Source organism: Methyloceanibacter superfactus (assembly GCF_001723305.1).
GTDB lineage: Bacteria > Pseudomonadota > Alphaproteobacteria > Rhizobiales > Methyloligellaceae > Methyloceanibacter > Methyloceanibacter superfactus.
This window is the reverse complement of record NZ_LPWF01000011.1, coordinates 20,648-31,640: the sequence shown is the minus strand read 5'-3', so window position 1 is coordinate 31,640 and position 10,993 is coordinate 20,648. Positions and strand designations below refer to the sequence as shown.

Annotated in this window: 13 protein-coding genes and 2 pseudogenes; 8 read left to right on the top strand and 7 right to left on the bottom strand. The window is 58.8% G+C overall.

The window, feature by feature from the left end; genetic code table 11:
- The first annotated feature begins 723 nt into the window (after positions 1-723).
- The 3 genes and pseudogenes from AUC69_RS19600 to AUC69_RS03610 all read left to right on the top strand — a co-directional run bounded on the left by AUC69_RS19600 (position 724) and on the right by AUC69_RS03610 (position 3,009).
- The gene (locus tag AUC69_RS19600) at positions 724-1,080 is read left to right on the top strand and encodes an integrase core domain-containing protein (RefSeq protein WP_204377255.1); all 357 of its coding nucleotides are present in this window, start codon (positions 724-726) and stop codon (positions 1,078-1,080) included.
- Positions 1,081-1,095: 15 nt separating this feature from the next.
- Positions 1,096-1,317 (top strand): annotated as a pseudogene (locus tag AUC69_RS03615) (DDE-type integrase/transposase/recombinase); the annotation flags it as partial.
- 57 nt (positions 1,318-1,374) lie between these two features.
- Positions 1,375-3,009: an amidohydrolase family protein gene (locus tag AUC69_RS03610; protein WP_069440950.1), complete on the top strand. Its 1,635-nt coding sequence runs from the start codon at positions 1,375-1,377 to the stop codon at positions 3,007-3,009.
- Between the two features lie 859 nt (positions 3,010-3,868).
- Here the strand turns inward: AUC69_RS03610 and AUC69_RS18240 are convergent.
- Both AUC69_RS18240 and AUC69_RS18235 read right to left on the bottom strand, forming a co-directional pair.
- Positions 3,869-4,207 carry a 3-oxoacyl-[acyl-carrier-protein] synthase III C-terminal domain-containing protein gene (locus tag AUC69_RS18240; protein WP_244500076.1) on the bottom strand — a complete coding sequence of 113 codons (339 nt, stop codon included), beginning with the start codon at positions 4,205-4,207 and terminating at the stop codon, positions 3,869-3,871.
- 101 nt (positions 4,208-4,308) lie between these two features.
- Positions 4,309-4,761, bottom strand: a pseudogene (locus AUC69_RS18235) (type III polyketide synthase); the annotation flags it as partial.
- Positions 4,762-5,175: 414 nt separating this feature from the next.
- Here AUC69_RS18235 and AUC69_RS03600 point away from each other — a divergent pair.
- Both AUC69_RS03600 and AUC69_RS19595 read left to right on the top strand, forming a co-directional pair.
- Positions 5,176-5,796, top strand: a complete 621-nt coding sequence (locus AUC69_RS03600) for a class I SAM-dependent methyltransferase (RefSeq protein WP_204377254.1) — start codon at positions 5,176-5,178, stop codon at positions 5,794-5,796.
- A 27-nt stretch (positions 5,797-5,823) separates the two neighbouring features.
- Positions 5,824-6,096 (top strand): YARHG domain-containing protein, encoded by a 273-nt coding sequence (locus AUC69_RS19595; RefSeq protein ID WP_083239053.1) that lies wholly within the window; start codon positions 5,824-5,826, stop codon positions 6,094-6,096.
- Positions 6,097-6,267: 171 nt separating this feature from the next.
- On the opposite strand, the gene AUC69_RS03595 is transcribed toward AUC69_RS19595, so the two are convergent.
- The 5 genes from AUC69_RS03595 to AUC69_RS03575 all read right to left on the bottom strand — a co-directional run bounded on the left by AUC69_RS03595 (position 6,268) and on the right by AUC69_RS03575 (position 9,719).
- Complete coding sequence (locus AUC69_RS03595) at positions 6,268-6,666, bottom strand: hypothetical protein (protein WP_141700566.1); 399 nt, start codon at positions 6,664-6,666, stop codon at positions 6,268-6,270.
- The gene (locus tag AUC69_RS03590) at positions 6,663-7,430 is read right to left on the bottom strand and encodes an MMPL family transporter (RefSeq protein WP_141700565.1); all 768 of its coding nucleotides are present in this window, start codon (positions 7,428-7,430) and stop codon (positions 6,663-6,665) included. Before AUC69_RS03590 ends, AUC69_RS03595 begins: the two co-directional genes overlap by 4 nt.
- Positions 7,409-7,972: an RND transporter family protein gene (locus AUC69_RS03585; protein ID WP_141700564.1), complete on the bottom strand. Its 564-nt coding sequence runs from the start codon at positions 7,970-7,972 to the stop codon at positions 7,409-7,411. Before AUC69_RS03585 ends, AUC69_RS03590 begins: the two co-directional genes overlap by 22 nt.
- 74 nt (positions 7,973-8,046) lie before the next feature.
- Positions 8,047-8,961, bottom strand: coding sequence for an MMPL family transporter (locus AUC69_RS03580; protein ID WP_158008002.1), 915 nt, complete (start codon positions 8,959-8,961; stop codon positions 8,047-8,049).
- Between the two features lie 476 nt (positions 8,962-9,437).
- The gene (locus tag AUC69_RS03575) at positions 9,438-9,719 is read right to left on the bottom strand and encodes a hypothetical protein (RefSeq protein ID WP_069440944.1); all 282 of its coding nucleotides are present in this window, start codon (positions 9,717-9,719) and stop codon (positions 9,438-9,440) included.
- A gap of 19 nt (positions 9,720-9,738) precedes the next feature.
- Here AUC69_RS03575 and AUC69_RS17275 point away from each other — a divergent pair, with 19 nt between their 5' ends.
- Genes AUC69_RS17275 through AUC69_RS03565 form a run of 3 tightly spaced genes read left to right on the top strand, consistent with a single transcriptional unit; the run spans position 9,739 to position 10,946 of the window.
- Entirely contained in the window at positions 9,739-9,903 is a 165-nt protein-coding gene (locus AUC69_RS17275; RefSeq protein WP_158008001.1) for a hypothetical protein, read from the top strand.
- Between the two features lie 6 nt (positions 9,904-9,909).
- On the top strand, positions 9,910-10,581 hold the full coding sequence (locus AUC69_RS03570; protein ID WP_069440943.1) for a beta-ketoacyl-[acyl-carrier-protein] synthase family protein: 672 nt from the start codon (positions 9,910-9,912) through the stop codon (positions 10,579-10,581).
- The gene (locus AUC69_RS03565) at positions 10,578-10,946 is read left to right on the top strand and encodes a 3-oxoacyl-[acyl-carrier-protein] synthase III C-terminal domain-containing protein (RefSeq protein ID WP_069440942.1); all 369 of its coding nucleotides are present in this window, start codon (positions 10,578-10,580) and stop codon (positions 10,944-10,946) included. The genes AUC69_RS03570 and AUC69_RS03565 overlap by 4 nt, the downstream gene beginning before the upstream one ends.
- Positions 10,947-10,993 lie beyond the last annotated feature (47 nt).

The following is a 10,993-nucleotide window of genomic DNA, read 5'->3' as shown; positions in this document are numbered from 1 at the left end:
CCTGTGTGTACCGAAAACCTCATCCGGTTTGTCTAATCGAAGGAATCGCCTAACGTCAGGGCACCATGTTGGAACTGCTCCGCTTCGTTCTGGCGCTCTTGGCCGCGCCATTCAAGTCGAGGCGTCGGCTTGAGGCCGAGACTGCTGTCCTCAGGCATCAGCTGATCATTTTGCGGCGTAAGGTGCCAGGCCAGGTCCGGCTCACCAATGGCGACCGCTGGTTTCTTGTCCAGCTGTACCAGTTATTTCCGTCTGTTCTGCAGGCTCTTATAGTTATCCGCCCCGAGACGCTGGTGCGTTGGCATCGGGCTGGCTTTCGCGGCTATTGGCGTTGGAAGTCCGGTTCGCGGGGAGGGCGGCCTAAGATCGAGTCGGACCTCCGTGCGTTGATCAAGAAGATGAGCATTGAGAACCCACTATGGGGAGCGCCGCGTATCCATGGCGAACTGCTCAAGCTCGGGTTTGAGGTCGCACAGTCGAGCGTCGCCAAGTACATGGTGAAGCGACGCGGACCGCCAAGCCAGGGATGGCGCACCTTTCTGCGTAACCACGCGCCGGACATTGCCGCCATGGACTTGTTCGTAGTCCCAACCATCAGCTTCAATCTTCTTTATGCGCTCGTCATCGTTCGCATAGACCGCAGAGAGCTGGTCTGGGTCAACGTCACGACAAACCCGACAGCGGAATGGATTGCGCGTCAACTAACCGAGGCGTTTCCTTGGGATGATGTCCCGCAATATCTCATTCGGGACCGGGATCGGATCTACGGCACCATCGTTACACGCAGGCTGCGGGCCATGGGCATCCGGGACAAGCCTACTGCACCAGCCTCGCTGGCAGAACGGCTTTGCCGAACGGCTGATCGGATCCATCCGGCGCGAGTGCGTGGACCATTTCGTCGTCTTGGGCGAGGCGCATCTGCGCCGAATCCTGCGATCCTATGCCCGCTATTACAACGACATCAGAACCCACTGGTCCTTGGATAAAGATGCGCCGGTCTCTCGCCCCGTCCAGCACACCGGAATCATTACTTCACGCGTCATCCTCGGCGGGCTTCATCACCACTACGTCAGGATTTAGGTTTTCGGTACACACAGGGGGGCGATCACGCTGGAGACCGATTTTTGCATAGAAGCGGTAGAGGAGGCATTGGCGCGTCACGGCAAGCCCGACATCTTCAACACCGATCAGGGCAGCCAGTTCACCTCCACCGACTTCATCAAGGTGCTGGCCAGTCGGGAGATCAAGATCAGCATGGACGGCAAGGGAGCCTGGCGCGACAACGTCTTTATCGAGCGGCTATGGAGAACCATCAAATGAACTGAAGCTAACGCAAGTTCATGGCTAGAAACCGTGAGAGAGGGAAATTCCACGATGGCTAAAACGTCCCTTTTGACAACGACAACACTTGTTGCCGGGCTGCTGACCGTTTCAGCGGCATTTGCGCAAGACTATGATCTGGTGATCAACAACGGCCGGGTCATGGACCCGGAAACGCTGTATGACGATGTCGCCAATGTCGGCATCAAGGACGGCCGGATTGTTGCGATCACCAAGGATGCACTCACGGGCACCGAGACGGTGGACGCCACCGGCCACATCGTGGCGCCGGGCTTCATCGACACCCATTTCCACTTCCAAATGCCGGTCGGCTATTCCCTCGGGTTGCGCGACGGGTTGACCACCAGCATGGATTTCGAGATGGGCTGTGCGGGATCCTATATGGCGGAATGGTACGAAGCGCGTGCCGGCGTGACCGGGGCCAACTATGGCTGCGCGGTCAGCCACGAATCTGCCCGCGCGATGGTGATCGACGGGGCAGACGGCGCTTACATGAAAGACGGCCCCATTTCCGCTTTGGAAACCCGGAAGAAAACGGGCTGGAGCCAAACGCGCCCGACCCTGGAACAGGGCAACGCGATTCTCGAAGAGCTTGACAAGGGCCTGCAGGCTGGCGCCCCCGGCGTCGGCAGCACCGTGGGGTACATGAGAGAAGGCGTCTCTTCGCGCGAGATGTACGAGGTGCAGAAAGTCGGGGCCCGTTATGGCCGCCCGACCGGTGCACATACACGCTATACGCTCGGCACCGCCACGACCGAGAATAACGGCGCGCAGGAACTCGTCGCCAACGCCCTGGCGCTTGGCGCCCCGGCGATCGTGCTACACTACAACAACGACGGCTGGCAGCTTGCACACGAGATGATTACCAAGCTTCAGGAACAGGGCCACAATATCTGGGGTGAAATCTACCCTTATGCTGCCGGTTCCACCCCGATCAATGCCGAGTTCCTGGAGCCTGAGAGCTGGATCGACGAATTTGGCAAACGCTATGAAGATACCATGCTGGATCCGGTCACGGGTAAGTACTACACCTTGGAAACCTACAAGGAGACGATCGCATCTGAACCCACCACAATGATCGTCATCTTCAAGCAGCCCGAAGAAAACCAGGCGAAGTGGCTGACGCTGAAGGGCGTGACCATGGCCAGCGATGCAACTGCCGCCACGCCCTACGACGCCCCGTGGGATTACCCTCTGGAAAAGTTGGGTGGCACGCATCCGCGCACGGCTGGTGCCCGAGGCGCTACGATCAGGCTCGGTCGGGAAAACAACATCCCGATGATGCAGCTGATCTCGATCCTCAGCTATAACGCTGCCAAGCATCTGGGCGATACCGGCTTGAAATCCATGCAAGAACGCGGCCGCATCCAGACGGGCATGGTTGCCGATATCGTGGTCTTTGACCCTGAACTCTTCACCGACAATTCAACCTATGAAAAGGGCAGTATCCCTTCGACGGGCATGAAAGCCGTGATCGTCAACGGTCAGGTCACTGTGCGTGACGACGTGCTGCTTCCTGTCTTCGCTGGTCAGCCGATCCGGTTTGACCCGGAAGACAAGCCGCGCTTCGAGCCGATCTCGGAAGAGGCGTGGAATGCCGAATTCTCGACCGGTATGCCTTTGCCATCTGACTTCACGGGTGCCTTTCCCCAGAAAGTCGAAAACTGATGGTGAGAAACCTGAGCAAGGAGGCGGGAACATGCGGTTTTTGACCTGTGTGTACCGAAAACCCCATCCCGCATTGATTGGCTGAATTATTCCCTGCTATGCGGGGAACAATTCCCTGTTAGCTTCAGAAAATCCCTGTTCGGGTGCGTAGGGAATTTAGGTGTAACTACCTGACTTATAGTCAGAAAATCGAGCCGTGTTCCCGACTTCGTGGCTAGATTTGCGAAATTTCCCTGTATTTTCCCGCTTTAACAGGGAATTTGAACCCAGAGAGCTTTCGCCAAAGACTGCCAGCACAGCCAGCCAGTCGCGAGTTTTCTGGCTCTCTCCTGACACTCAGCAAACGGCCCCAAGGAAGCGCGGAATTGCGCCACTAGTTGACGGTGAGTTTGCTTCCAGAGAGCAGAGAGACGCGAGTTTGGGCGGACAGTAGGGGCTGCCTGTCGCTTTTTCTCAACTGGCCAGTTTCGGGGGTCACACTTCCGAGGATTAGGGCCCGAGAACACGCTGTAGATGTCGCGATATTGGTCGCGGGAACCTATGGTCATTCGGGCCCAGCTGAAGGCTAAGGATTCCACAGACCACGCGCCTGTGATTCAATGCGCCGATCTGACTAGGAGTACCCATGGGCGATACACCGATCGAGTGGACTGACGCGACCGACACCGGCTACCGCTTTGGCTCGTTTAGCGGCGCGCCTTCCCGGAGCCGCGTGACAAGGCCCCGGGACCCTAACGTTGCTAAAAGCCAAGCAATGCCCTCTGTTCAGCCGAGTTGACCGGTATCTGCGGCGTCAATCGCAACCGCAGAGCTATCCGACTTACCGTGACATTGCCTGCCGCGCACTTCTGGCTGCGTCCTATAGATCGAGCACCACGAGTGAGAGCGTGAAGCCGGGGCCAAGCGCGCCCATGAGATGGCGTCCTGTGGCGCCCATGCGTAGCGCACGCTCCAGGACGAAGAGCACGCTGCACGCAGACAGATTGCCGTAATCGCGAAGCACCGCGGAGGAGCTATCGAAGCTGTCCATGTCAACGCCGAGAGACTCGGCTGCGGCCTCAATCATCTTCGAGGCGCCGGCGTGGAAGACAAAGCCCGCGAAATCGTCCAACGCCAGATCGCGATTACGCAGGAACAGGTCCACCGTCGGACCAAGGTTCTTGCGCACGAAGGCGACAAGCGCCGGCGATAGGCGCAAACCGAGGGAATCCTTACGAACCGTGATGCCCGCCAAATTTCCCGTGTCTGGCCAAAGATGCTCGCCGGAGGTAACATAGCGCGCGATGTGCGCCGCTTGCGCGAACCGCCGCGCCGCAGCAGCACAGCGCTCCCGCCATCGCCGAACAAGGTGAAGGCAACCGCATCGGTCTTGCTGACGTTGAGCAGGCTGAGATTGGCGGTGCAGATCTCGACGACCAGCAGAAGGACGACGAAATCAGGGTTGGCCTCCGCAAGTTGGGCCGCGCGGGCGAGACCCGTGGCTCCCCCTGCGCAGCCGAGACCGAAGATCGGCGTCCGCTCCACGCTCGACTTAAAGCCAAAATGGTTTGCCAGCGCCGCATCGAGAGTGGGGATCGATATGCCAGTGCTCGTGACTAGGACGACCGCATCGATCTCGCTGGGCTCCATGCGCGCATCAGCCAAGCAGCTCTCTGTTACCTGCACAAGCAATTCGAGCGCCGCCTCCTGGAAGACGGCCGTGCGCTCGACCCAATCGTGAGACTCCAAATACCAAGAGACCGGCTTCACCATGTGACGGTGGTGGACGCCGGCATTGCCGAACGTCGACAGCATGTGCTGCATGCCCGCGAGATAGGGCGCAGCCTCGTCCCGAACCTCGTCCTGGTTGATTGTGTTGGCGGGAACGGCTGTTGTCAGGGCGATGAGTTCCAGGTCCCCGGCTTGCCGTTTGCGAGGCGCCTCGGCTCCGCGCGCGCCCTGCAAGCTCCTCAGCATATTAATCCTCGCGCTAGCGTTTTTTTGCTCTTCATTGATCTGACTTCACGTTACGGCAATACGGTCTACGCTAAAAGATCCTAGATTGGGTCGGGTCGAGCACGGTAGGATATCGGGGCTGGGGTCATGTCGGACGATAGGAGGGTACGGAGCATTGCGGCGATGCACTCCGTCCTCACACCACTCACCCTGAGATTCTACGATTTTTACGTGTTGGGCTTTTCAAGCCGGTTGTTGTGGCGCTGCCCTGCGCCCGTTCTCCTCGACCTTTACCACCGCAACGTCTCGGACAGCCATCTCGAGGTAGGGGTCGGGACTGGCTATCTCCTCGACCGTGCGCGATTTTCCTCGGAAGCGCCCGCTATAACCTTGATGGATATCAACGCGCATTGCCTCGCCTCCGCAGCGCACCGCATCGCTCGGTATGGGCCGCAAACCGTAGTCGCCGACATCCTCGATCCGCTGCCGCAGATCGGTCCCTTCACTTCCATCGGGTGCTGCCACGTCCTGCATTGCCTGCCAGGCAGCATGGCCGGGAAAGCCCGCGTCTTCGACCATCTGGCGGCGGTCTTGGCGACGGACGGTTGCCTGTTCGGGGCCAGCGTCGTGCAGGGCGATGCGCCAAGATCACCACCCGCCCAGGCGCTCATGAATTTCTACAATGCGCACAGCATATTCTCGAATGCGGAGGACCGTGTGGAGATGTTGGAGGAAGCGCTCACCGCCCGCTTCCATAATGCTGCCGTGAGCCTACGCGGCTGCGTTGCCCTGTTCGAGGCGAGTGGCCCAAGGTCACGCCCGAACTTTCCCACCCCCACAGCTACCTCCTAAGACGCCGCTCAAGGTTGCAATGTTCTCATGCTGCTTTGGAGGCATTGTCAGACACACCTGAGCGGGCCTGCGAAGGGTGCTGGTCTGAGGCGTTCAGGACGCCAGCTGACGCCACTTGGCCAGGCGGCAGAGGGGTTCTGTTTGAAGATGTTGTGGCGGTTGAGGTTATGGTCGGTCCAGCGCAACTCGATCTACAAGTCTCATGGCTATTCATTCAAGACCGCCAAGGCCATCAACTATTTTCGGCAATGCTGGCTGTGCCTACAACAATGCAGTCAACATTCCAATGTCCCGCGCTGACAATCAGACCGTGCTCGCCATCAAGAAAAGAGAGAAGGCCATCGGCTGTCTCTAAGTCAGCATTCCCGGAAAGCAACACAGTGGGCGTGGCGGCTAAGGGTACCTAAGTCAGTACGTCCGCTTGACTGCACCATCAATATCGTCCGGATATGATTATCGGAAACTACAAGATCAGCGCTTGCGCAACTCTACGCTTCCGCTGCCTTTGGCACTTTGGAACGTAACGGTCTGGGCGGAGCCTTTGACGACGACGCGCACACGGCCTGAAATATCATATCCGGAGTTATAGAAATCCCCGACGTAACTTGTCGGACCGACCTTGAGCAGTTGTCCTGTTTGCTGGACCTTGCGCGAGTGCGTGGCACAGGTGGCGGTCAGGCTAAAGACCTTTTCAGTCTCCTGCTTGTAGCTGAGACGGCAGCGCACTGTCTCGCGCGGACCGTCCTTGGGATTCACCACGCCGCTTCCGCTCCAGACGCCCTCCAAGGAGGTCGCGCCAGCTTCCGTCTCCAGGCAAAGGCCAATAGCGAGGAGCGCCAAAAGTAGTCGCGTCGAGATTCGCGCTGTCATTTAAGTCTCCCAGGTTGCTCGTCTCCGTGACGCGCCACGACGGGCATGCCTGGATCGGTATCGTTCGGCAACAGCGCACGGCCTTGCCAACGCGACGAAACCAGGATGAGCGCGGGCAGGACTACGAGGTCTGCAAGCAGCGCGAAAATCAGTGTCGAAAGGCAGATCAAGCCGAATTGGCGGGTCGGCGGCACGGCACTGAGCTGGGTGACGGAAAGGCCCGCGAGGAGCACGACAGTCGTCAGGATCAGAACCGCACCGATCACGCGCATTGTGCGATCGATCGCCGCCGATGTGATGTTGGACTGCTGTTTTTCAAGCTCAAACCTGTTGAGGACATGGATTGTGTCGTCGACCGCAAGCCCGAATGCGACCGTCAGACCGACAATTGTCGCGTAGTCCAGCCCGCCATGCACCAATGTCAGCCATGTGCCCGTGGCGAAGAGCGCAAACAGATTCGGGATGATGCTCAGGCCGGCAGAAAGGAACGAACGGAACGCCATGCCGATCACCACAATCACGACGACGACCGCACTTAGCATCGAAAGACTCAGCTGGGAGATGATGCCCGTTGAGCGCGTGGCGCCAACGCTGGCGAGCCCCGTAAGTCTCATCGTGAACTCCGGATGACGCGCCCACACTTCCTCGAGTTCCGGTTCGATTCCGCTCGAGAGTTTCAAGACCTCCTTGGCTTCCAAGTCGCCAATGTAGCCGGAGACCAAGGCAGCACGGCGTTCCGAATTCACGTAGCGCGATATGACCACGGGCGGCGCAGTCTCGTTAAGGCGCGCGCGGCTTCGTCAGGCGGCAATCCGCCGGACTCCGCCCAGCGCTGAAGATCGTGGAGCGAATTGACCTTGCTGATGGCGGAATGCCGCTCCAACGTCTCGTGGACTTCCTGAATGATCTCTCGGACCGCCTTCGACTGCGGCTCGAGCCCTTCCGGCCATTCCACCATGACGCTTAACGGGAACAGGCCGCCAAGCCGCTCCTCGATGCGGTCGAGGACAGTCGCCGCCGTCCCCTGGTCTGGCAGCATGTCGCTCAGCCGGTAGCGCGGCTCCAACTGGAGATAGGCCAGCCCGAAGAGCGCCGTCAGCGCCACGCCGGCAACCGCAATAATCTTCGGCCACTTGGCAACCGCAGCGCTGATCGTCGCCGCCGCATTATCAAGGAGTGCGACGCCGTTCCTGGCGCGGCCGTCTGCCAGATACTTGGAACCGCCTTCCTTAAGAAACAAAGCGGCCAGCATAGGCATGACCGCGAGCACAATCCCCAGCGCCATGAGCACCGACAGCGCCGCCATAAGCCCGAACGAGCGGATCAAGACCGAGCTGCTCATCGCGAGAGAAAGAAGCGCGATCGATGTCGTTATCGAGGTCAGCGCGCAAGCAGGCCCGATCTCCGCGATGGCTTGCTGGATGCCTTAACTTTGGCGGTGCCCGCGTCCAAGTTGCGGCAGACCGCGAAAAGAAAGTGCATCGCGTTGTTGATAGTGACAACCAGCACGAGCGGCATCACCGCGTTCATCAGAGGGTCGATGCGCGTCCCTGTCCAGCCGAACAGTCCCAGAGACCAAATGATCGCCAAAAGAGCCGGCACATTGGCGATGAGCACGAGCCGCCAGCGGCGAAAGAATAAGCCGAGGATCACGGCGCCAACGAGGAGTCCGACCGCGTTGAACACGAGGATATCGCGGCGCGTGCTGTCGATCACTTCCACCTTCATGACAGGCATGCCTGACAGGCCCAGCCGGAGATCGGTTGCAGCGGCGCTTTCGCTCACAATGGTCCCTAGCTCGCCAATGATGACGGGCAAGCCCCGCTTCGCGACCTCATCGCGGTTGAGAGCCACCAGGAACAGCGCCAGTCGGTTCCCGTCGACGGATTTGGAAATAAGCCGTCCGTGCGCCAACGGGTGCTCATCGAGACGCTTTCCCAGCGCAGACAGCGTTTCGGGCCCCTGAGTTAAGTCGTCCGGAATGATGGGAGCGGGCAGACGACCGGCCTCTAGCGGTTCTCGCAACGAGAACACCGACACAACCGACTCCACCGCGTCCGACAGCAGAAGATCGAATGTGAGATCCTGCATCTGTTGCAGATGCTCAGGGCTCAGAAGGTCGGGTCCATCCACGGCGAGATAGACATCGAGGTCGCTTGCCGGGAAGCGCTCCCGTAGCTCCTCGAAGGCTAGATAGTCCGGGGTTGCCGATCGAAGGAACTGATCGAGGGCGTCGTCGGTCTTCACTTTAAGAAGACCGATCGTCATCACCGCCGACAGCGCGAGCAGAACCACAAGCGCGCGTGCCGGCCAACGCGCCGACATCTCTCCAAGCACCAGGAAGGGCTTGGTGAAGCGGTAAAGACGGGTTTGAGATCGCGGTTTGGTCTCGTGAATAGTCGGGCTCCGACTCTAGGGCGTGCTCATTGGGTCAGGCCGCGAAAGTGCGCGGTAAAGGTACGGCGGAATTGGCTGTCCTTTCCGAAAATTTCATCTGCTGGAGATTTAGCCACGCTACGTTCCCTGCGATGCGCGAAACAATTCCCTGTTAGCTGGCATTGTCAGAGTAAATTGGCTTGAGCGTCCTGGCGAGGACAATGCCCATACGAGCAGAAATCAACTTCAGATATAAATCAGACTCTTGCCGAACTTATCCTTTGCTTAGGCGATATGTATGAGAGGGTATGGGTGTCTGAAAAGACGATGGGTACTGCCAAGCCGCTGCGGTTGAGAAGCCAGGAGGCAGCAGAGGACGCCTTGCGCAAACTCGGTCAGAGGCCAAATCCCATGGCGGAGAGTAGGCCGTCGTTCGACAGAAAACGGCGATGAATATCGGTCTCGCTCTTTCCGGAGGCGTTCCGCGCCACGAAATTCCATCTGGGACCCATCCGTTTCCTGCGCGACGCGGGTTTGCTCAGCAGCGTCACGCAATTGGCGAGCGTTTCCGACGGAATATAATGGCGGCTCACCTGATCTATCACTGGAAGGACACCTCGGACGACGATGCGACCGTTGAAAAAGCCGCCAGTGAACTGATCGCCTTCACGCAGCAAGCGCGGCCGGACAGGTCTGATGGAGCAGTTCTACGATCGGTTCTACAACTACACGACCCTGTACGAACTGCGCGCGCAATCCGGACGGCGCTGCATATCCTTATTCTTCAAGCGGGCAGCTTTGCTGCACGAGGCGATCCACTCTCTGGCCGTCGGCGCTTGGCACAAGCAAGCAAGGGAGTGACCATACATGCAAATCCTTGCCATTGAGCACGCTTTACCAAAGAAAATTCTTTCGAACGATGAAGTCATCGATCGCATCACGGTGGCGAGTAGAGACACGCTGAGCGCGAGGGAACTCAAGAGGGTTTTGTCTCACCTTTCAAAATTGTTTAGTTCAACAGGCCTCAAGTCGCGCCATATTACCAACCGCGTCTGCAAGCCAATTGATCTCGTCACCGACGCCGCGAAGCGCGCACTGCAATCTGCCGGGCTTTCCGCTCGCGACCTCGACTTCATAATCTATGGTGGTGTTGGCCGCGGCTATCTCGTCCCGTCATATGCATCCGCCGTGCAGTACGAGTTGGGGGCCTCAGGTGTGCAGAGTTTTGACGTTCTTGATGCTTGCGCAAGTTGGGCGCGGGCTATGCAGATCTCGCAGAACTTTCTTGCTGGCAAATCAAACGGGGCCGGACTGATCGTCAACTGTGAGTGCGGCTTTTATGACGACTACGACGTCTGGTCGATCCGGTCGCCCAAGGATATCGAGGTCGAGGGCGGGTTTACACGATCGGGGAAGCGGCGACGGCAACTGTCGTCGGTCCAGTTTCGAACGGCGCCGGCTTCGAATTCCATTCGCGAACCTATGGCGAGTATGGCGACCTGGCGACGCTGCCCATCGTTGAAAGCCACTCCTACATGAGCCACAAGCGACAGCAGAGCGGTCCCTTGCGTTTCTATACGCGCTCGAACGAGCTCACCTTCAACGGTTTCAGGATCGGCCTCGAACTGATGAAGAAGATCGATCCGTTGAGAGGCAGAAAGGTTGACGCCTTCGTGCCGCATGCGGGCGCCGCGCCGAGCATAGATATGTTTGTCAAGGCGGTTAAGCTGGAATCGCCGAAGCTTATCATGAGTTACCAGGACCACGGCAATACCGTCTCTGCATCGATACCGCTCGGCCTCAGCCTCGCGATCGGCGACGAACGCATCAAGCGCGGGGATAAGGTGTTCGCAGCGGTCATTGCGGCCGGAATCTCTGCCGTTTCATTGCTTTTCGATTATTGATACCCTTTGCCCAGCTTGCGTTCTGATGCCATTCCAGGCCCTGGGAC